This window comes from Pseudoxanthomonas sp. F37 (genome assembly GCF_022965755.1).
In the GTDB taxonomy this organism is placed as follows: domain Bacteria; phylum Pseudomonadota; class Gammaproteobacteria; order Xanthomonadales; family Xanthomonadaceae; genus Pseudoxanthomonas_A.
The window spans coordinates 2,446,707-2,466,585 of the sequence record NZ_CP095187.1 but is presented as its reverse complement, the minus strand read 5'-3'; the positions used below and the strand labels follow the sequence as shown (position 1 = coordinate 2,466,585).

General features: G+C 71.1%; 17 protein-coding genes. 8 read left to right on the top strand and 9 right to left on the bottom strand.

All coding sequences use genetic code 11. The features are described 5' to 3' along the window. Nucleotides 1-61: 61 nt before the first annotated feature. The 4 genes from MUU77_RS11430 to MUU77_RS11415 are packed head-to-tail and all read right to left on the bottom strand — an operon-like array spanning nt 62 to nt 4,169. Nucleotides 62-1,843: an ABC transporter transmembrane domain-containing protein gene (locus tag MUU77_RS11430; RefSeq protein ID WP_245086897.1), complete on the bottom strand. Its 1,782-nt coding sequence runs from the start codon at nt 1,841-1,843 to the stop codon at nt 62-64. A gap of 42 nt (nt 1,844-1,885) precedes the next feature. Next, a complete protein-coding gene (locus MUU77_RS11425; protein WP_245086895.1) occupies nt 1,886-2,476 on the bottom strand; it encodes a YigZ family protein in 591 nt (196 codons plus the stop codon). After that, nucleotides 2,473-3,618 carry a hypothetical protein gene (locus MUU77_RS11420; protein WP_245086893.1) on the bottom strand — a complete coding sequence of 382 codons (1,146 nt, stop codon included), beginning with the start codon at nt 3,616-3,618 and terminating at the stop codon, nt 2,473-2,475. Before MUU77_RS11420 ends, MUU77_RS11425 begins: the two co-directional genes overlap by 4 nt. Continuing rightward, nucleotides 3,615-4,169 carry an RNA polymerase sigma factor gene (locus tag MUU77_RS11415; RefSeq protein WP_245086891.1) on the bottom strand — a complete coding sequence of 185 codons (555 nt, stop codon included), beginning with the start codon at nt 4,167-4,169 and terminating at the stop codon, nt 3,615-3,617. The genes MUU77_RS11420 and MUU77_RS11415 overlap by 4 nt, the downstream gene beginning before the upstream one ends. Before the next feature lie 258 nt (nt 4,170-4,427). On the opposite strand from MUU77_RS11415, the gene MUU77_RS11410 reads away from it, so the two are divergent. After that, the gene (locus MUU77_RS11410) at nt 4,428-7,334 is read left to right on the top strand and encodes an EAL domain-containing protein (RefSeq protein WP_245086889.1); all 2,907 of its coding nucleotides are present in this window, start codon (nt 4,428-4,430) and stop codon (nt 7,332-7,334) included. A 49-nt stretch (nt 7,335-7,383) separates the two neighbouring features. Here the strand turns inward: MUU77_RS11410 and MUU77_RS11405 are convergent, their stop codons facing one another. The 3 genes from MUU77_RS11405 to xseA form a co-directional block, all read right to left on the bottom strand. Then, nucleotides 7,384-9,150, bottom strand: coding sequence for a VWA domain-containing protein (locus tag MUU77_RS11405; RefSeq protein ID WP_245086887.1), 1,767 nt, complete (start codon nt 9,148-9,150; stop codon nt 7,384-7,386). A 105-nt stretch (nt 9,151-9,255) separates the two neighbouring features. After that, nucleotides 9,256-9,600 carry a ribonuclease E inhibitor RraB gene (locus tag MUU77_RS11400; protein WP_245086885.1) on the bottom strand — a complete coding sequence of 115 codons (345 nt, stop codon included), beginning with the start codon at nt 9,598-9,600 and terminating at the stop codon, nt 9,256-9,258. Nucleotides 9,601-9,668: 68 nt separating this feature from the next. Then, the gene (gene xseA, locus MUU77_RS11395) at nt 9,669-11,000 is read right to left on the bottom strand and encodes an exodeoxyribonuclease VII large subunit (RefSeq protein WP_245086882.1); all 1,332 of its coding nucleotides are present in this window, start codon (nt 10,998-11,000) and stop codon (nt 9,669-9,671) included. A 118-nt stretch (nt 11,001-11,118) separates the two neighbouring features. Between xseA and MUU77_RS11390 the strand changes: the two genes are divergently transcribed. From MUU77_RS11390 to MUU77_RS11370, 5 genes are all read left to right on the top strand, one after another. After that, on the top strand, nt 11,119-12,399 hold the full coding sequence (locus MUU77_RS11390; RefSeq protein ID WP_245086880.1) for a sialidase family protein: 1,281 nt from the start codon (nt 11,119-11,121) through the stop codon (nt 12,397-12,399). A gap of 66 nt (nt 12,400-12,465) precedes the next feature. Then, complete coding sequence (locus MUU77_RS11385) at nt 12,466-12,861, top strand: DUF2946 family protein (protein ID WP_245086878.1); 396 nt, start codon at nt 12,466-12,468, stop codon at nt 12,859-12,861. A gap of 62 nt (nt 12,862-12,923) precedes the next feature. Continuing rightward, nucleotides 12,924-15,125, top strand: coding sequence for a TonB-dependent receptor (locus MUU77_RS11380; RefSeq protein ID WP_245086876.1), 2,202 nt, complete (start codon nt 12,924-12,926; stop codon nt 15,123-15,125). 20 nt (nt 15,126-15,145) lie between these two features. After that, nucleotides 15,146-15,301, top strand: coding sequence for a hypothetical protein (locus tag MUU77_RS11375; RefSeq protein ID WP_245086874.1), 156 nt, complete (start codon nt 15,146-15,148; stop codon nt 15,299-15,301). Further along, complete coding sequence (locus MUU77_RS11370) at nt 15,298-15,780, top strand: copper chaperone PCu(A)C (protein WP_245086872.1); 483 nt, start codon at nt 15,298-15,300, stop codon at nt 15,778-15,780. The genes MUU77_RS11375 and MUU77_RS11370 overlap by 4 nt, the downstream gene beginning before the upstream one ends. A gap of 150 nt (nt 15,781-15,930) precedes the next feature. Here the strand turns inward: MUU77_RS11370 and MUU77_RS11365 are convergent, their stop codons facing one another. Then, complete coding sequence (locus MUU77_RS11365; RefSeq protein WP_245086870.1) at nt 15,931-16,482, bottom strand: response regulator transcription factor; 552 nt, start codon at nt 16,480-16,482, stop codon at nt 15,931-15,933. Nucleotides 16,483-16,495: 13 nt separating this feature from the next. Further along, nucleotides 16,496-17,719, bottom strand: coding sequence for an ATP-binding protein (locus MUU77_RS11360; RefSeq protein ID WP_245094413.1), 1,224 nt, complete (start codon nt 17,717-17,719; stop codon nt 16,496-16,498). Between the two features lie 95 nt (nt 17,720-17,814). Between MUU77_RS11360 and ispG the strand changes: the two genes are divergently transcribed. Both ispG and MUU77_RS11350 read left to right on the top strand, forming a co-directional pair. Next, the gene (ispG, locus tag MUU77_RS11355) at nt 17,815-19,080 is read left to right on the top strand and encodes a flavodoxin-dependent (E)-4-hydroxy-3-methylbut-2-enyl-diphosphate synthase (protein WP_245086868.1); all 1,266 of its coding nucleotides are present in this window, start codon (nt 17,815-17,817) and stop codon (nt 19,078-19,080) included. A gap of 4 nt (nt 19,081-19,084) precedes the next feature. Further along, entirely contained in the window at nt 19,085-19,756 is a 672-nt protein-coding gene (locus MUU77_RS11350; RefSeq protein ID WP_305852539.1) for a phosphatase PAP2 family protein, read from the top strand. Nucleotides 19,757-19,879 lie beyond the last annotated feature (123 nt).

Genomic DNA, 19,879 nt, shown 5'->3' with positions numbered 1-19,879 from the left:
CTCCGGCGGCCACACGGCATCCTAGACCAGGGCGCCAGCGGCCGTCACCGCCGCCGGCGGATCAGTCTAGGAACTGCAGGCGCGCCAGTTCCGCGTACAGGCCATCCTGGGCGAGCAGTTCCGCATGAGTGCCCCGGGCGACGATACGGCCGCGGTCCATCACCACGATGCGGTCCGCCTTCAGCACCGTGGCCAGACGGTGCGCGATGACCAGCGTCGTGCGCCCGGCCATCAGCCGTTCCAGGGCATGCTGCACGGCGCGCTCGCTCTGCGCATCCAGCGCGCTGGTCGCTTCGTCCAGCAGCAGGATGGGCGCGTCCTTCAGCAGGGCGCGGGCGATGGCGATGCGCTGCTGCTGGCCGCCGGACAGGCGCGCGCCGTGTTCGCCCAGTTGGCTTTCGAAGCCCCCGGGCAGTTCGCGGATGAAGTCGTCCGCTTCGGCCGCCTCGGCGGCCGCCTGCAGCTCGGCATCGGTGGCATCGAGCTTGCCGTAGCGGATGTTCTCGGCGGCGCTGGCGGCGAAGATGGTGGGCTGCTGCGGCACCAGTGCGATGTGCTCGCGCAGGTGGGCCGGATCGAGTTCGCGCAGGTCCACGCCGTCGACACGCACGCTGCCGGACTGCGCATCGTGGAAGCGCAGCAGCATGGAGAACACCGTGCTCTTGCCGGCGCCGGAAGGGCCGACCAGGGCCACCGTTTCGCCGGGGCGCACGCTCAGGTCGAAATCGTCCAGCGCGGGCAGGTCCGGACGCGAGGGGTAGTGGAACGAGACGTGGTCGAAGCGGATCTCGCCCTTGACCGGCGCCGGCAGCGCACGCGGCGTGGCCGGGGCGCGGATGGCCGGCGTCTCGTCCAGCAGCTCGGCGATGCGGCCCATGCCGCCGGCCGCGCGCTGCAGTTCGTTCCAGACCTCGGCCAGGGCACCGACCGAGCCGCCGCCGATCAGGGCGTACAGCACGAACTGGCCCAGCGTGCCCGCGCTCATGGTGCCGTCGATGACGTCGTGCGCGCCCGACCACAGCACCAGGGTGATGGCGCCGAAGATCAGGGTGATGGCGGCCGCCGTCACCCAGGCCTGGGCGCGGATGCGGCGGCGCGCGGTGTCCACGGCCGTGGCGATGGCGGCGCCGAAGCGGCTGCGCTCGTACGGTTCGCGCGCGTGCGCCTGCACGGTGCGGACGGCCCCCAGCGTTTCGCTGGCCAGCGTATTGGCATCGGCCACGCGATCCTGGCTGGCGCGCGAGGCCTTTTCCAGCCGGCGCGCACCCAGCACGATCGGCAGCACGGCCAGCGGAATGCCGACCAGCGCGAAGGCGGCCAGCCGCGGGCTGGTGACGAAGAGCATCGCCAGGCTGCCGATCACGGTGACGCTGCTGCGCAGCGCGACCGACATGCTGGTGGCCACCACGGTCCGCAGCAGTTCGCTGTCGGCGGACAGCCGCGACACCAGTTCGCCACTGCGGGTACGGTCATGGAACTCCGCGTCCAGCCCGATCAGGTGGCCATAGAGCCGGCCGCGCAGGTCGGCGACCACTTTTTCGCCCAGCAGCGATACGAAGTAGAAGCGCGCGGCGCTGGCCAGCGCCAGCACGACCGCCACCACGAACAGGAACAGGAACGCGCGGTTGATGTTGGCGCCGTCGGTGAACCCGTTGTCGATCATCTGCCGGAACGCGACGGGCAGGCTCAGGGTGGCCGCCGAGGCCAGCGCCAGGGCCAGCAGCCACGCGGTGAACAGTCCGCCATGCCGGCGCACGAACGGCCACAGCGCGCGCAGGGTGCCCAGCCTGGCCTTGGGCTTGGGGTCGGCAGCAGGGTCGGGGGGCGTGGCGTCGTCGTTCATCGGCATCCGCAATCGAAGGGGTTGTCGCAGCCGCCGCCGGATTCACGCCGTTGCGGATACCACGTGCACCCGGTTACGGGTGGCGTCACGCAGATGGCTTTTCAAGGCGTCCACGCGATCGGCCGGAAGTTCCAGTGCCAGCAGCGCGCCGTTCTCGTCGAACGATTCCTGCAGTTTGGTCGCCAGATGCGGCGCGAGGGCGGCATGCACCACCCCCAGGTCGTCGAACACACAGGCCAGCACCAGGCGCGTGGTGACCACGAGCGGCTGCCGTGGAGCGGTGCGCAGGCATTCGGCGGCAGCGCCGCCGTAGGCCCTCACCAGGCCGCCGGCGCCGAGCTTGATGCCGCCATACCAGCGGGTCACCACCACCATCACCCGGTCGTAGCCCTGGCCGTCGATCGCGGCCAGGATCGGACGCCCGGCCGTGCCGGCGGGCTCGCCGTCGTCGCTGGAACGGTACTCGCCACCGATCCGGTACGCCCAGCAGTTGTGGGTGGCATCGGGTACGGCGACCTCGCGCAGGAACGCCAGCGCATCGTCCGGCGTGGCAACCGGCGCGGCCTGGGCCAGGAAACGGCTGTGCTTCACCTCCAGCAGATGGGAGGTGCGCCCGGCAAGCGTGTCGGTCACGGCGTGCCCAGCAGGGGGCGCAGATCGTCCGGGACGCGCTGGAACGGGTGCGCCTGGACGAACAGCTGCAGGCTGCGCAGCGCATTGGCGCTGTCGCCCAGGTCGCGCCGCAGGCGGATGCGTTCCAGCCATTCGTCCGGCGGCAGCCGTGTGTCCTCGTCCACGGGCACCTGCAGGTCGGTGCGGCGCAGGGCGGTGCGGGCGGCACTGGGCTGGCTGCTGCCGGCGCTGGCGGCCGGCGGCGGCGGGGCGGGAGGCGAGGGCGGCGTTGCGGGGGCGGGCGCCGATGCGGCGTCCTGGGCGCGGGAGGGCGTCCCCCGGGTCTGGATGCGGCTGCCGGTCACGGTGATCGATTCCAGCGCGCGTGCGTCGGTGGCCCGGGTTTTTTCCTGCCGCGCCTCTTCGTAGCGGACCCGTTGTTCCTGCTGCTGTGCGGCCGTGCGTTCGCGCGACTGTGTCGCGGCGGCGGCCTCCTGCACCTGCGCGGCGTCGTCGGCGACGGCCGCGGCGGCGGCGGGTGCCGGCGAAGAAGGGGGCGACGGTGCGCCGGCGGCCTCGGCCGGGAAGGCCTGGGGTGCGGTGCGCGTCGTCCGCGGCGCTTCAGGTGCGGAAAGGCCGGGCACCGCGGGAATCAGCCCCAGCGGACCCCGCTTCGGTGCCGCCTCCTGGCGTGCGGCCGCTTCGGCATTCTTGCGTGCCGGGCCTGACGCCAAGGCGTCGGCCGGGGCCGGGGCGGCCGGCCGCAGCGCCGGGGCAGGTGCTTCCTGGGCGACGACGGGGGCGGCGCTGGCGGAGGCCGCATCAGTGTCGATCTGGGCCCGGTCCATCACCACGGCAGGCGCGCGGACGGGCGCCGCGGCCGGGACCTCGCTGGCCACCGGCACCTCATAGGCCGGGCGCAGTTGCCAGGCGACGCCGGCCGCAAGCAATACCGAGGCGGCCACGCCCAGGCCCAGGGGCCAGCGGCGACGCGGCGGCGGCACCTGCCCGCCCGAGGCGGGCGCCTCCTGCACGGCCGCACGGGCAGCCGCCAGGATGCGCGCGTCCAGCTCCGGCGATGGACCGCCATGCGGACCCAACCGGGACAAGGACTGCGCCAGCGCACGTTCTTCAGGCGTCAGGGGCGGGTGGGGCGTCTTCATTCGTTCAATCTCGTCCGCAACCGGTCCATCGCATAGCGCAACCGCGATTTCACGGTTTCCCGGCCCACGCCGGTGATTTCGCCGATCTCCTCCAGGGTCAGTTCCTGCTCCAGCCGCAGCAGCAGCACCTCGCGTTGCTCCGGCGGCAATTCGTCCATGGCCAGCTGCAGGTGCCGTCGCTGTTCGAACTGCGAAAGCTGGCGCTCCGGCGTATCCGGGTCCGGGACGCGTTCGGTGCGGGCCTCGGCGTCCTCGGGCGCCGGTGGCCGGTGCTTGAGTGCACGCCAATGGTCGTTGAGCCGATTGTGCGCGATCCGGTACAGCCAGGTCGCGAACGCGGCTTCCGGTTTCCAGCCCTGGCGCGCAGCGATGACGCGCTGCCAGGTGTCCTGGAAGAACTCGTCCGCCAGCGCGGCGTCGCGCAGGTGCCGCAGCAGGAACCGGTACAGCGGTCGACGGTGGCGTGCATAGAGCTGTTCGAAGGCCGACGCGTCGCCGGCGGCATAGGCCAGCATCAGGGTTTCGTCGGCGGGTTCGGCAAGGTCGTTCACCGACACCAGCGTAAGCGGTCCGCGCGTGCGCGTGAAGCTGGGGCACGCGGGAGCGGCGGGCCGGAGCCCCACCAGGGGCGGGCCGCAGGCCGGCCGTGCGGCAGACCGGGCGGGAGCAGGCGAGGGGCGCATGCGCTCTGGAACGGCCGGGAGGGGGCGCAGGGGTTGCTGTGGCCGTTTCCGTTCAGGACCCGGCTGGCGGTATGCTCGCCACGGGGGATATCCAGGAACACGTACCGTCTCTGTCGGGACACGGCCATGCCTACGCCATCGGTGAGCGCAGACAATCCGGTCAGCACGCCCGCGTCGCCCGCAGAGCGGATCGCGGCGATCCTGTGCGGCCTGCTGCCGCCGGGTGCGGAGCTGGCGGTGTGCTGGCGCGACTGGGCACTGGGCGGTGGCAGCGCCGCCTCGCCGGGCGCATCGGCCGCGCTGCGCCGACGTGCGGACCAGGCCCTGGCCGACGCGGCCGAGCATGACGATCCGGATCTGCGCGTGCACGCCTGGGACAACGCCGACGGCAACGCCCGCATGGCCCTGGCGATGGCCGGGTCCCGGACCGGACCGGCCGACCAGGAAGCGGCATGGCTCGCGCTGGCGTGCACCCTGCTCGAAACCACCCTGGACGCCTCGCGCGCGCAGGCGCGCATCGTGTCCCTGGAGAAGTCCAAGCGGCTGCAGCAGGCCCTCTACGAGATCGCCGACCTGGCCGGTGCCGACCTGGAGATGCCCGAGATGCTCCGCCGCATCCATGCGGTGGTGAACTCGCTGATGTACGCGGAGAACTGCTACATCGTCCTCTACGACGACCAGCGCCGGACGGTCCGGTTCCTGTACTTCGCCGACCAGCGCGATCCGTACGTCGCCGAGCCGGAACGCGAGTTCGGCGAAGAGGAAATGGCCAACAGCATGACGTTCGCGCTGCTGCGCCACGGTCAGCCCCTGCGTGGACCGTCGGCGGTGATCCGGCAGAAGCTGGGCGTGATTCGCGACCCCTCGCACGGGCCGGACAGCCTGGACTGGCTGGGCGTGCCCATGCGCCGCGACGACCGCGTCTGCGGCGCCATCGTCGTGCAGAGCTACGACGCGCCCGCCAGCTACGCCGACGAGGACCGCGCGCTGCTGGGCTACGTGGCCCAGCACATCCTGACCGCGCTGGACCGCAAGCATGCGCACGTGGAGCTGGAGCATCGCGTGGCGGTGCGCACGCACGAGCTGCAGCGCGCCAACCGCGAGCTGCAGGCCGAGATCATGGAGCGCAAGCGTGCCGAGAAGCTGCAGCGCGCGCTGTTCCGCATCACCGAGCTCGCCATCACCTCCGAGACCCTCGAACGCTTCTATGCCGACGTCCACACGGTGGTGGACGAACTGATCAATGCGCGGAACTTCTACATCGCCCTGGTCTCGGACGATGGCGAACAGCTCAACTTTCCGTACTCGATCGACGAGCGCGACCCGATGCGCAAGTCGCGGCGCATGACCAACGGCCTGACCGAGTACGTGATCGCCACGGGCCGGCCGCTGCTGGCCGACCGCCCGGTGATCGCCCAGCTGGCCGGGGAGGGCAAGCTGCAACAGCACGGCCCGCCCGCATACAGCTGGCTGGGCGTGCCGCTGTTCCGCGGCGAGGACGTGGTCGGCACGGTGGTGGTGCAGAGCTACACCGAAGAGGTGAAGTTCACCTCGCACGACCAGAACCTGCTGACCTTCGTGGCCCACCACATCGGCAACGGACTGGACCGGCAGCGCACCCATGAGCGCCTGCGCAGCGCGCATGCCGAGTTGGAACGCAGGGTGGACGAGCGCACCCGCGAACTGGCCGAAGCCAACCACCAGCTGCGCGCACAGATCGGCGAGCGCCTGCGCGCCGAGCAGCAGCTCACCTACCAGGCGACCCACGATGCGCTGACGGGGCTGCCGAACCGTCCGCACCTGCTGGACCGGCTGTCGGCCGCCATCGAGCGAGCGCGGCATGGCGACGGCCAGGCCTTCGCCGTGCTGTTCCTCGACCTGGACCGCTTCAAGCTGGTCAACGACAGCATGGGCCACGCCGCCGGCGACGAACTGCTGGTGGAGGTGGCGCGGCGCATCATCATGAGCGTGCGCGAGGACGATGTGGTCTCGCGGCTGGGCGGCGACGAATTCGCCCTGCTGGTGGAATACACCGAGGGCGTGGAGAACGTGCGCGAGTTCGCGCAGCGCCTGCTGAGCGTGCTGGGGCGGCCGATGTGGGTGGCCGGCCGCGAGCTGTTTCCCTCCGCCAGCCTGGGCATCGCCGTGTGGCACCCGCGCTATCGCAACGGCGAAGAGCTGCTGCGCGACGCCGATGCCGCGATGTACCGCGCCAAGGAACAGGGGCGCGACCGCTGCGCCCTGTTCGACGAAGCCATGCGCGAAGCGGCGATGCAGAGCCTGGACCTGGAAGCCGACCTGCGCCGCGCGATCAACCATCGCGATTTCCTGCCGTTCTACCAGCCCATCCGCCGCATGGACGACGGCCGGGTGATCGGCCACGAGGCGCTGCTGCGTTGGCAGCACGAGCGCCGCGGCCTGCTGCTGCCGGCCGAGTTCATCGGCCTGGGCGAGGACAGCGGCCTGATCGAACAGGTCGACTGGCTGCTGTACGAGCAGGTGGTGCGGCAGATCGCGCGGGGCGTGGACGGCTACATCTCGGTGAACGTGTCGCCGCGGCATTTCCGTTCGCCCGACTTCGGCGATCGCCTGCTGGCGATGTTCGAGGCCCATGGCGCCGATCCGGCCAGGTTGCGGCTGGAGATCACCGAAGTCGCGCTGCTGGACGACGCCCCGCGCACGCTGCGCATCCTGCGCACGCTGCGCCAGCACGGCATCCTGGCGCAGCTGGACGACTTCGGCACCGGCTTCTCGGCGCTGTCGTATCTGCACCGTTTCCCGATTTCCGTGCTGAAGATCGACCGCAGCTTCGTGTCGGGACTGGGGGCCGAAGCGCGGCCGGAGAGCCTGGCGCTGGTGCGCGCGATCCTGGCGCTGGCCGGCACGCTGGGCATCGAGACCATCGCCGAAGGCGTGGAAACCGAGGAGCAGCGCAGCGCGTTGATCGAGCTGGGCTGCCATCTGGGCCAGGGCTATCTGCTGGGACGGCCGACGGCGAACCTGGAGCAGGTCGGCGTGGTCGACACGGTGTAGGCCGGGCGGTGCGGGAGGGGCGGCGTCCGTGCCGCCCCCGGCGCGCGACTCATTCGCCCGCGATGGCGGGCGCATCGTCCGGCACCGCGACCAGCCGCCGTGCCTGGTCGACCAGGTCGACGAACTCCGCCTTCAGGCCGTGCGGGTCGCGGCCACGGGCCTGCCGTGCCGCGCGGGCCACGTCGCGCCAGTCCCAACCGTCGATGCGCCGGCCGCCCCGCAGCAGGTCGGCGTAGGCCGCCACCGCGCTGGCGAACCGGAAGGCGTCGCTGGGCTGCGTGGTCAGCGAGGTGCGTGCAATCGGGGTTTCGATCAGGCGGCTGCTGTCCTGCCCCGGCAGCTTGTAGCGCAGGCGCACGTGCGCGACTTCGTCGGTCGGGGTGCCGGCGGCCACCTGCCTGTCGCCATAGCGCAGCGCGGGCAGGCGGTCGGCGCCGCTGCCGGCCGGCGTGATTTCGTACAGCGCGGTGACTTCGTGGCCCGCGCCGATGTCGCCGGCATCGACCTTGTCGTTGGCGAAATCCTCGTTGGCCAGCACGCGGTTCTCGTAGCCGATCAGGCGATACTCGGACACCACCGCCGGGTTGAACTCCACCTGGATCTTCACGTCGCGGGCGATGGTCAGCAAGGTGGACTGCATCTCGTCCACCAGCACCTTGCGGCCTTCCTGCAGGGTGTCGATGTAGGCATGGTTGCCATCGCCGACATCGGCCAGCTTCTCGGCCAACGCGTCGTTGTAGTTGCCGGTGCCGAAGCCGAGCGTGGTCAGTGCGATGCCCGACCTGCGCTGGTCGGCCACCATCGTTTCCAGCGCATCCTGGCTGACGGTGCCGACGTTGAAGTCGCCATCGGTGGCCAGGATCACGCGGTTCACGCCGTCCTTGACGAAGGCCTGCTTCGCCATGGCATAGGCCAGCCGGATACCGTCGCCGCCGTTGGTGCTGCCGCCGGCCTGCAGGCGGTCCAGGGCGCCGAGGATCTCCCCGTGCCGGTCGCCCGGCGTGGGCGGCAGCACCAGTCCGGCCGAGCCGGCGTACACCACGATGCTCACGCGGTCCTGGCGGCGCAGCTGCGGCACCAGCTGGGCGAAGGACTGCTTCAGCAGCGGCAGCTTGTCCGGCGATTCCATCGAACCGGAGGTGTCCAGCAGGAACACCAGGTTGGCCGGCGGCAGCGTGGCCTTGGGCACGTCGTAGCCCTTGATGCCGACCATCAGCAGCTGGCGCCTGGCGTTCCAGGGCGCGGGTGCGAGTTCGGTGGTGACGTTGAACGGACGGCCGCGCTCGGTCGGCGCGGCATGGCCGTAGCGGAAGTAGTTGATGAATTCCTCCGCGCGCACCGCGTCCGACGGAGGACGCTGCCCTTCGCGCAGCATGCGCCGCACGTTGCTGTAGCTGCCGGTGTCCACATCGATGGAGAACGTGGAGACGGGTTGGTCCAGCGTGCGCCTGACCGGGTTGTCGTCGCGTTCGGCGTACTTCTCGGTGTTGGCCGGCGCGGCGGGCAGGGCCACGGGCGCGTGTGCGCTGCGGTATTCCATCGCCATCACCGGAGCCGGCGGTGCAGGCGGCGCATAGGCGTGCCGGGTGGGCAGGGCGGCCTTGGCCTGCTCGCGGTGCAGGCTGGTTCCGGTCACCACGATGCTGTCCAGCGTGGCCTGCTCGCTGCGTGCGGCCGCCGCGGCCTGTTGGGTGAGAGCGGCGTCGGCAGCGGCGGCCGTCGCCTCCGTTTCGGCCGGGTGCTGTGCGGTGGGGCTGGACTGGCAGGCGGCCAGCAGGGCGGCGGCCAGCAGGGTAACGGTCAGACGGTGCGACATGGCATGACTCCGTGTGTGGGACAGGGAGTCGAACGCACGGGGTCGGAGAACGGGGTTGAGCGGGTGGGCTTCGGGTCCGGCCCGCGCTCACGGGCGGGGGGCGCGTCAGTCGATGGCGCCCACATCCATGCCGTCGTAGGCATCCAGGCCGTGTTCCTCGGCGAAGCGGTACAGGGCCTGGTTGCGCTCGTGGAGGCTGTCCGGCGTGTGCACTTCGGTCTTTTCGACATGCAGCCACCACAGGTCCGGGTCCTTGCGGTCGTCCTTGTCCTCCAGGTACAGCGCGATGACGCGGTAGCCCTGCGCCTGCAGCAGCGGTACCACCGCCTCCAGCGCAGGCCGCGCGTGGTGGGTGAAGAAGTACCCCCAGACCAGCGGCTTGCGCAGGTCCCAGGAGGTTTCCCGGGCCATGTTGTCGAACATCTCGACCAGTTGTTCGCGGGTGATCATGTGGTGCTCCTGGTGTGGCGCGGACGTCCGGGCGGCCGCGCATTGAAGTGGGGTGCCGTGGACCGGCCCTAGGATTCGGCGCGCAGCTTCAGGCGGCCATCGCCCACCTGTGCGTCCACGCGCTCGCCGGGCTGCACCTGCGCCACTGAGCGCACCAGTGTTCCGTCTTCCTTGGTGATCAAGGCATAGCCGCGGGCCACGGTCGCCAGCGGGCTGACGGCTTCCAGTGAACGTGCCAGCGCGCGCAGGCGCAGGGCATCCCGTTGCAGCGTGCGCGCGACGGCGGCCTGGGGGCGGGGGGCGAGGGCCAACAGTCGCGCACGCAGTTGTTCCAGTCGACGCCGGGGTGCGTGGGCGCGAAGAACGGCCTCGGCATGGCGGAGCGCGGCCTGACGACGCGCCTGCTGGTCGCGCCACAGCGCATGCAGGCGACGCGCGGCGTCTGCCTGGCGACGCCGCAGCATCTCCAGGCGCGCCTGTGGCCGCAGCGCATTGAGGCGCAGCGCAGCGCGGTCGGCGCGTTGCATGGCGCTGCGCAGTCGGTGCGCCTGGGTGGTCGCGAGCCGGCGCTGCAGCACCCGCACGCGCGCCAGCAGGTCGCGCCGGTCCGGCACCAGCAGTTCGGCCGCCACGGAGGGCGTGGGTGCGCGCAGGTCGGCGGCGAAATCGGCCAGGGTGAAGTCGGTCTCATGGCCGACAGCGGAAACGACCGGCACGGGGGACGCGGCGATGGCGCGCGCCAGACGCTCGTCGTTGAACGCCCACAGGTCCTCCAGCGAGCCCCCGCCGCGTGCCACCAGCAGCACGTCGTAACGGCCACTGCGTGCCGCGCGCTGCAGCATGTCCACGATCTGCGCCGCCGCGGTGTCGCCCTGCACCTGCACGGGCAGCACGTCGACCTCCAGCAGCGGGAAGCGGCGCTGCAGCACGCTCAGCACGTCGCGCACGGCCGCGCCGGTGGGCGAGGTCAGCACGCCCAGACGCCGCACATGGGCGGGCAGGGCGCGCTTGCGCGCGTCGTCGAACAGGCCTTCGGCGGTGAGCCTGGCCCTCAATTCCTCGAACGCCCTGCGCAGCGCGCCTTCGCCGGCTTCTTCCAGGCTGTCGATCACCAGCTGGTAGTCGCCGCGTGCCTCATAGAGCGTCAACCGGCCGCGCGCGAGCACGCGCAGGCCCTCGCGCGGAGCGAACTTCAGCCACTGGCTCTTGGGCTTGAACATGGCGCAGCGCACCTGCGCGCGCGCGTCCTTCAGGGTGAAGTACAGGTGGCCCGAAGCGGGGCGGGTGACGTTGCCCAGTTCGCCCTCCACCCACACCAGCGGGAACGCGCCTTCCAGCAGGTCGCGGGCGAGCGTGTTCAGCTGGGTGGGCGTCAGGATGTCGCGGGCGGTGTCGGTCATACGGGAAGGATAAACGGTGGGGCCGGCGGGCGATGCGAAAGCCTGCGACACGCGGTCGCAGTCGGGTGGCCGCATTCCGTGATGGAATGCCGGGGTCCCGATGGCCGGAAACCTCCCCATGCCCTTGTCCCGCTGGTCGCGTGCCGTGTTGCCGATGCTGACCCTCGCGCTGTCGGCCTGTTCGCCCGCCGACGCGCCGGCCCCCGCTGTCGGCGCCACTCCACCCAAGGTGGAAGTCCTGCGCCTGCCGTCGCCCGCCCATGCCGCGCAGCCCGACCTGGTCGCCGCGCCGGACGGCGCGCTGCTGATGAGCTGGGTGGAGCCGATGGACGAAGGGGGGCATCGGCTGCGATTCAGCCGTCGTCCCGCGCAGTCCGGGGACTGGCAAGCGCCGCGAACGATCGCCCAGGGCACGAAGTGGTTCGTCAACTGGGCCGACACGCCGCATGTCCAGGCCTTGCCGGACGGCTCGCTGTGGGCGCACTGGCTGCGCAGCACCGGGCCCTCGCGCATGGACTACGGCATCGACCTGGTGCGTTCCGGCGACGGCGGGGCGACATGGAGCGCGCCGCAACTGGTGCATCCCGCCGGCACGCCGGGCGACCATGGTTTCGTCACCTTCTGGCCGCAGGCGCGCGACCGGTTGGGCATCGCCTGGCTGGACAGCCGGCAGAAGGCGGCCGGGGGCACCCATGCGCATCACGATGACGGCCATCACGGCGGTGGCGCCCCCATGATGCTGCGTGCCGCGATCTACGGCGCGGGGGAGAGGCAGGAATCCGAGTGGCCCCTGGACACCTCCACCTGCGACTGCTGCACCACCTCGTCCGCCGTGACCGAGCGCGGCGTCGTGGTGGTCTACCGGGGACGCAGCACCGACGAGATCCGCGATACGCGCATCGTCCGCTTCGATGGCGAACGCTGGACGGCTCCGCGCGACGTGCATGCGGACGGCTGGCGGATCGCGGGATGCCCGGTGAACGGGCCCGTGGTGGTCGCCGACGGCGCAACGGTCTGGGTCGCGTGGTACACGGAAGCCGAGGGCGCGCCGGAGCTGCGGGCAGCGCGCTCCACGGACGCCGGCGATACGTTCGCCGCGCCGGTGACGCTGGCGAAGGGCCCGCAGGTACTCGGTCGCCTGGGCCTGGCACGCGGCGGCGGCCAGCAGCTGGTGAGCTGGCTGGAACAGACGCCCGACGGGCGCCAGGCGCTGGTGCTGGGCCGTTACGACGACGCATGGCGGCAGACGCAGCACGTGCGCGTGGCCACCCTGTCCGCGCGTGGACGGGCCAGTGGAATCCCGCGGCTGCAATGGCACGACGAGGCCGCATGGCTGGTGTGGACCGATGTGTCCAGCGATGCGCCGGACCTGCACGGCGCACGCGTCCGGTGGCCGTGACGAGCCGGGTGCGACATTCCGTCGCATCTGACCTCGAGGGGCCTTAGTGCTTAGAATCCCGCGGTGATGCGTTCGCATGCCTTCCTCCGACCGATGCTGCAGCTGGCCCTGCTGGCCGCGCTGCTGATGGCGTTTGCGCCGTCCATCACGCGCTGGATGGCGAGCGAGGGGCCGCAGGTGCTGGCCGGCTGGACCGAGCTTTGCACCACCGAGGGCATCCAATGGGTCGACACGCGCGCCGAGTCGCCGGTCGGCAAGTCGCCATCGCCCGACGGCATGCCGATGGGCGCCGATTGCGCGTACTGCACGCTGGCGGCAGCGCTGCCCTTGCTGCTGCTGGCCCTCGCGTTGCTGTTCCCCCGTCCCGCCGCGGACGTCATCGCGAGCGTCGTGACGCTTCCACGCGCCAGGCGGCTGCGCCTGCGTGGTCTGGGCGGACAAGGGCCGCCCGTCCTGCTCTGAACCACAAGACCCCTGGTTGACCGTGCGGCCCGTGCGCCGCGTCCTTGTGCTTTGGAGTTTCCATGTCCCTGATGTCCCGGGCGACGCCGCGCGCGTCGTGCCTGTCCGTGGCCGTTGCCGCGGCCCTCTCGCTGGCGCTGTCCGCGCATGCCGCCGAACCCGTCGTGTTGCCTGATGGCGCGCGCGCCACCGAGCTCGACACCGTTGAAGTCAAAGGCCACAAGGCCGGCCCGGGACAGGCGGCCGGCACCGGCACCCGCCTGTCGCTGAGCGTCCTGCAGACGCCGGCGTCGGTCACCGTGATCGATCGCGACACATTGGATGCGCGCGGCGTGCGCACCACGCAGGAGGCGCTGGCAGGCATTCCGGGGCTGACCGTGGCATCGCCGCCCGGCAACGGCAATGCGGTGACCTACCGTGGCTTCTCCGGCAGCCAGATCACCCAACTGTTCAACGGCATCGACGTGCAGTACGCCAGCATCGCCGCGCGTCCGGTGGACGCGTGGCAGTACGAGCGGGTGGAAGCGATCGGCGGGCCCTCGAGTTTCCTGTATGGCGCCGGCGCGGTCGGCGGCACGATCAACTACCTCACCCGGCTGGCACGGCTGGATCGCGACGAAGCGGGCTTGCAGACCTCGTGGGGCTCGTTCCGCGACGGCACGCTGGCGATGGGAGCCAACGTGCGCGCGGGGGGCGACGACGCGCGCCAAGCGATCCGCGTGGATGCGAGCACGCGCGACGCCGAAAGCTGGGTCGATGGGCAGGCACGCGAAGCCTCGACGCTGGCGGCTTCGTGGCTGCAGCAGTGGGCGCCCACGCTGCGCCACACGCTGGCGGTCGAGTTCCAGCAGGAGGACAGTCATCGTCCCTACTGGGGCACGCCGGTGCGCCAGCCGGCGACCGGTCGCCTGTCGGTGCTGCCGCAGACGGTGGGGCGCAACTACAACGTCGCCGACGGCTACTACGGGCAGGACGTACGCTGGGTACGCTCGCTGCTGGAGTGGACGCCGGGCCAGCGCGACACCGTGCGCAACACGGTCTACCACTACGACGCGCTGCGCGACTACCGCAACGTCGAGAGCTATCGCCTGACGGCCGACAACCACGGCGTCATCCGCTCCGGCACGCTGTTGCAGCGGCACGACCAGCAGGTCTACGGCAACCGGCTGGAGTGGAGCCACGACGGAAAGCTGTTCGGGTTGCCGACGCAATGGGCGACCGGCCTGGATGTCAGCTACAACCGGCAGACGCGCTTCCCCTTGTCGCTGTCGGCCACGGTGGACACCGTGCCGCTCGATGCGGTGACGCCGGGCCGCTTCCTCGACGTGCCCGGCACCTCGATCGTCTACACGCCCGACCGCACCAACCGGTTGCACACGCAGGCGGTGTACCTGGAGAACCTGACCGAACTGACGCCGTCGCTGTCGCTGCTGAGCGGGCTGCGCCGCGACCGCATCGTGCTGGACGTGCTGAACCACCGCGCGGTCACGGCCACCAATCCCGCGCGCTTCGAACGCGAGTACACGCCCACCACGGGACGTGTCGCACTGAACTGGGCCATCACGCCGCAGGCGAGCGTGTATGCGCAGTACAGCACCGCGGCCGATCCGCCGGCGGGCATCCTCAGTACCGCCAACTTCGCCACGCTGCGCGACTTCGACCTGACCACGGGGCGGCAGGGCGAGATCGGCGCCAAGATCCAGTCACCGGATGCGCGCCACTTCGCCACGCTGGCCGCGTACCGCATCGTGCGCCGGAACCTCGCCATCGCCGATCCCGCCCATCCGGGGCAGACGCTGCCGGTGGGCCAGCAGTCCTCGCGGGGCGTCGAAGCGACGTTCGGCTGGCGCCCGCTGGACGCGCTGAAGGTGGAGGGCAACCTGGCCTGGGTGGATGCCACGCTCGATGATTTCTACGAGAACGTGGGCGGCGTGCCGGTGTCGCGTGCCGGCAATCGCCCCACCAACACGCCCTCGCGCGTGGGCAACCTGTGGGTGGACTACGCCTTCGGGCCGCGCTGGTCGGCGGGCCTGGATGTCCGCGGCGTCTCATCGCGCTACGCCAACGCCGCCAACACGCTGTCGACGGCCGGTTATGCCACGTGGGGTGCGCACCTGGGCTTCCAGTGGAACGGCAGCACCGAGCTGAGCGTGCGGGGCCGCAACCTGGGCGACCGCACCCACGTGGTGTACGCGCTGGGCAGCACGATGGTCTATCTCGGCGATCCGCGCAGCTGGGAAGTCGTGCTGCACAAGACCTTCTGACCGCATCGCCCGGGATTCCCATGGACACGGTCTTCTTCCTCTGCGTCGCCGGCTGGCTGATCGCGTGGGCCTGCGCGCTTGGCCTGTGCGCCCTGGGTGGCGCGGCCGCGCATGCACGTCCGCTGACGCTGTTCGACACCTTCTCATCCTCACCCGATACGGAAACCACGACATGAAACGTTCCCTCGCCAGCCTGATGTTCCTGCTGCTGTCGGCATGCCAGCCGTCTCCCCATGAAGCCCAGCAGCCGGCCCCGCCATCCGCCGCCGTGACCGTGGCCGGGCCGTGGCTGCGCGCAACGCCGCCGGGCGCACCGGTGGCGGGCGGCTTCCTCACTCTCCACAACGGCGCGTCGGCCGATGACCGCCTGCTGGCGGTCGAGAGCCATGCGGCACAGCGCGTGGAGATCCACGAGATGCGCGACGAGGGGGGCGTGGCCCGGATGCGCGAGCTGGTCGATGGCCTGCCGTTGCCCGCGGGCACCACCGCCGAACTGAAGCCGGGTGGCCACCACCTGATGTTCATCCAGCCCACGCGCGCGCTGCCGGCGGGCGGGCAGGTGGACGCGACGCTCGTGTTCGAGCGCGCGGGCCGCATGCCGGTCGTGTTCGAGGTCAGGCCGCTCGGTGCGGCCGGTGCCAGGCCGCATTACTGATGCCGGCGGCGGCTTCCAGCGGGATCGTCCTGCGAGCGAGCGCATGCGGCGATGACCACGACATGCGTGCAGGACGCGGCGCGCTATGGCGGGGGCGGCGATGCATCGATGCGGCTGGAAGAGGTGGGTCCGCGATCCTTCGGGCCGCCGCTATTCGTCGACCCAGCGACGCTCCGGCCCGGGACGCTTGGCCAGCTTGCGCTGCAGCGAGCGCCGGTGCATGCCCAGCAGGCGTGCGGCGGCGGAGATGTTGCCTTCGGTTTCGGCCAGCGCCTGCTGGATGTGCTCCCACTCCAGCCGGCTGAGCGGCGTCATGGTGTCGTCGGTGGCGCTGCCGTCTTCTCCGGCGGCGGGCGCTTCCAGGCCCAGCGCGCGCAGGATGGTCGGCACGGTGGCCGGCTTGGGCAGATAGTCGTCGGCGCCGCGCTTGATCGATTCCACGGCGGTGGCGACGCTGGCGTAGCCGGTGACCAGCAGGATCTGCATGTCCGCGCGCAGCGCGCGCAGCGGCTCGATCAGGGCCAGGCCCGAATCGCTGCCCAGCTTCAGGTCGACCAGGGCGAAGTCGGGCTGATATTCGCGCGCCCGCGCCAGCGCGCTGGCCGCATCCAGTGCGATTTCCGTCTCGATGCCCTTGCGCGCCAGGCTGCGCTGCAGCGTGCGCGCGTAGAGTTCGTCGTCGTCGACCAGCAGGCCTTTCATCGGATGCCTCGCATCAGGGAGATTCGTCGTTGCCCGCCACCGGCAGGCGGAACTGCACCTGCACGCCCTTCGGCGGCACGGCGCGCATGGTCATGCGTCCGCCCAGCCGCTCGATGGTGGCGTGCGACAGGGCCAGGCCCACGCCCATGCCCTCGGGCTTGCTGGTGCGGAAGAGTTGCTCGGACTGGAACGGCACCGATTCGTGGAAGCCGTTGCCGTAGTCGCGCACGGTGCCCACCAGTTCGTCGCCCTCGCAGCGCAGGTCCAGGTCCACCCGTTGCGATCCGGCCTGGCGGCTGGCATCGGCCGCGTTGTTCAGCAGGGCCTGCAGCAGGTGGCCGGTGGAAGCGTCGGTGGCCAGCCAGGGGGGCAATGCGCCGGTGCGCTGCAGTTCCACCGTCGGCCGGATCAGCTGCCAGCGCTGCACCACGTCGTCCAGGTCCACGCGCTGGTGCACGCCCATGTCGGCCGAGGCGGCCAGCGCGCGTACGCGGTCGCGGCACACGTCGATCAGCTGGCGCATCGTGCCGGCGTCGTCGCGGACGTCGGCGTCGCTTGCGTGCTCGCGGATGTCCTCGGTCAGCAGCGTCAGGGTGGCCAGGGGGGTGTTCAGTTCGTGCGCCACGGCGGCCGCGTGGGTGGCCAGCGCGACGATGCCCTCGTTGCGCGCGAAGCGCTCGCGCAGGCGCGCAAGTTCCCGTTCGCGCATCCGCAACGCGGCCACCAGGCGGGTGGAGAAGTACAGCACCACGCCGGCCGAGAGCACGAAGTTCACCGCCATGCCCCACAGGTGCACGTTGAACTGGCCGCCATGCAGGTGCGGCAGCGGACGACCGAACACGGCGGTCATGACGTAGCCCAGCAGGCAGGCCACGCCGGTGGCCAGCACCCAGCGCAGCGGCAGGGCCAGCGCCGAGACGGCGATCAGCAGCAGGAACATGGAGCTGAACGGATTGCCGATGCCGCCGCTCCAGGCCACCAGCCACGACAGCACCGCCACGTCCACCAGCATGTGGGCGAAGGCTTCCCCCGGGCGCTCCCCGCCGGGCCGGCGGCTGCGCCAGGTGGCGTACACGTTGAACGCCGCCAGCGCGCCGATGCCGGCCCACAGCGGCCAGCGGGGCAGGGCGATGCCCAGCGGCCCCAGCGCGACCAGCACCGTCACCGCCTGGCCCACGATCGCCACCCAGCGCAGGTTGCACAGCGTGCGCAGGAACGACGGCGTGGTGGTCAGCAGGGTATTGGGCATCGGTACATGCTAGTGCAAGCGCGCCCGCGCGGCCTGCGGCAGGGCGTCGCAGGCGGGCGGGGCGCCCACGGTACAATGCCGGCATGCACGACGCCGTCACCCGCCCCACGCCTCCCACCGACGCCGCGCCCTGGCCGCGCCGCATCACCCAGGCCGTCCAGATCGGCAATGCCACCGTCGGCGGCGGCCGCCCGGTGGTGGTGCAGTCGATGACCAACACCGACACCGCCGATATCGCCGGCAGCGTCAAGCAGGTGGCCGAACTCTGGCGCGCCGGCTCGGAAATGGTCCGCCTGACCGTCAACAACCCCGAATCGGCCGCCGCCATTCCGCGCATCCGCGAGAAGCTGGAGATGATGGGCATCTCGGTGCCCCTGATCGGCGACTTCCACTACAACGGCCATCAGCTGCTGGCGGGCGAGCCGGCCTGCGCGGAGGCGCTGGCCAAGTACCGCATCAATCCGGGCAATGTCGGCTTCGGCAAGAAGAAGGACACCCAGTTCGCCCAGTTGATCGAATTCGCCATCCGCTACGGCAAGCCGGTGCGGATCGGCGCCAACTGGGGCTCGCTGGACCAGGCCCTGGCCGCCCAGCTGATGGACGAGAACCATGCGCGCGAGGTGCCGTGGGACGCGGGCCGCGTGCTGCGCGAAGCGTTGATCCGCTCGGCGGTGGATTCGGCCGAACGCGCCGTCGAGATCGGCCTGCCGCGCGACCGCATCGTGCTGTCGGCCAAGGTCAGCGGCGTGCAGGAACTGATCGCCGTCTACCGCGACATGGCGTCGCGCACGGATTTCGCCCTGCACCTGGGCCTGACCGAGGCCGGCATCGGCAGCAAGGGCATCGTGGCCTCCAGCGCCGCGCTGGCGGTGCTGCTGCAGGAAGGCATCGGCGACACCATCCGCATCTCGCTGACGCCGGAGCCGGGCCAGTCGCGCACCCAGGAAGTCATCGTGGCGCAGGAACTGCTGCAGACCACCGGCCTGCGCGCGTTCACGCCCATGGTCACGGCCTGCCCCGGCTGCGGCCGCACCACCTCCGAGTTCTTCCAGGAACTGGCCAAGGTCGTGCAGGAGCACGTGCGCGGCCGCATGCCGGAGTGGAAGCTCACCCATCCCGGCGCCGAGAACATGACGCTGGCGGTGATGGGCTGCGTGGTGAACGGGCCGGGCGAATCGCGCCACGCCAACATCGGCATCTCGCTGCCGGGCACGGGCGAGGCGCCGGCGGCGCCGGTGTTCGTCGATGGCGAGAAGAAGGTCACCCTGCGCGGCGAGAACATCGCGCAGGAGTTCATCGCCCTGATCGACGGCTACGTCGAGGCCAAGTACGCGCGTGCTGCCGGCTGACACGCTGGCGAACGGGCGGCGCTTCATCGCCGGCCTGTTCCGCGAACACGGCCGGCGCCTGGTCCTGCTGTTCCTGTGCCTGTTGGCGCCGCTGTGGCTGTTCGTCGAGCTGGCCGACGAAATCCACGAGCTGGAAGACTTCTACTTCGACGATGCGTTGCTCTGGCAGGCGCATGCGCTTTCCGGCCCGACCCTGGACCGCTTCTTCGTGGTGGTGTCGGCGCTCGGTTACCAGTGGGGCGTGGTTCCGGCCGACATCGCACTGACGCTGGGCCTGCTGGCCGCGCGCCGCTGGCGCGAAGCGACGTTCGCCGGCGTCTCGCTGGGCGGGTCCGCCCTGCTGAACATGGCGGCCAAGCAGTTCTTCCAGCGCGACAGGCCGGCGCTCTGGGAGTCCATCGCGCCCGAGCACACCTTCAGTTTTCCCAGCGGCCACGCGATGGGCTCGGCGACGCTGGCGATGGTGGTGGTGCTGCTGTGCTGGCACACGCGCCTGCGCTGGCCGGCCGTCGTGCTGGCCGCGCTGTTCGCGCTGAGCGTCGGGGCCTCGCGCATCTACCTGGGCGTGCACTATCCCTCCGACATCCTCGGCGGCTGGGCGGCGGGCATCGCGTGGGTGTCCGGCGTCTACCTGGTGCTGTACCGCATCCGCGAACGGCCATGGCAGGTGCGGTGAGGCGTTCTGCTCTTCTGTCGGAGCGACGTAAGTCGCGACCGCATGAATTGAATATCGCGGATGCGTAGCTGATAGCGTCCTGTCCGCGTCGCCATGTTGCGTGAGCGAGGGGAGGTGGCGGCG

Bases quoted from the DNA above. Each gene is read 5' to 3' on its own strand.
- MUU77_RS11370 (WP_245086872.1), top strand. From the start codon at position 15,298: ATGAAACGTTCCCTCGCCAGCCTGATGTTCCTGCTGCTGTCGGCATGC.
- MUU77_RS11405 (WP_245086887.1), bottom strand. From the start codon at position 9,150: ATGTCGCACCGTCTGACCGTTACCCTGCTGGCCGCCGCCCTGCTGGCC.
- MUU77_RS11410 (WP_245086889.1), top strand. From the start codon at position 4,428: ATGCCTACGCCATCGGTGAGCGCAGACAATCCGGTCAGCACGCCCGCG.
- MUU77_RS11420 (WP_245086893.1), bottom strand. From the start codon at position 3,618: ATGAAGACGCCCCACCCGCCCCTGACGCCTGAAGAACGTGCGCTGGCG.
- MUU77_RS11385 (WP_245086878.1), top strand. From the start codon at position 12,466: ATGCGTTCGCATGCCTTCCTCCGACCGATGCTGCAGCTGGCCCTGCTG.
- MUU77_RS11375 (WP_245086874.1), top strand. From the start codon at position 15,146: ATGGACACGGTCTTCTTCCTCTGCGTCGCCGGCTGGCTGATCGCGTGG.
- MUU77_RS11380 (WP_245086876.1), top strand. From the start codon at position 12,924: ATGTCCCTGATGTCCCGGGCGACGCCGCGCGCGTCGTGCCTGTCCGTG.
- xseA (WP_245086882.1), bottom strand. From the start codon at position 11,000: ATGACCGACACCGCCCGCGACATCCTGACGCCCACCCAGCTGAACACG.
- MUU77_RS11365 (WP_245086870.1), bottom strand. From the start codon at position 16,482: ATGAAAGGCCTGCTGGTCGACGACGACGAACTCTACGCGCGCACGCTG.
- MUU77_RS11400 (WP_245086885.1), bottom strand. From the start codon at position 9,600: ATGATCACCCGCGAACAACTGGTCGAGATGTTCGACAACATGGCCCGG.
- MUU77_RS11390 (WP_245086880.1), top strand. From the start codon at position 11,119: ATGCCCTTGTCCCGCTGGTCGCGTGCCGTGTTGCCGATGCTGACCCTC.
- ispG (WP_245086868.1), top strand. From the start codon at position 17,815: ATGCACGACGCCGTCACCCGCCCCACGCCTCCCACCGACGCCGCGCCC.
- MUU77_RS11430 (WP_245086897.1), bottom strand. From the start codon at position 1,843: ATGAACGACGACGCCACGCCCCCCGACCCTGCTGCCGACCCCAAGCCC.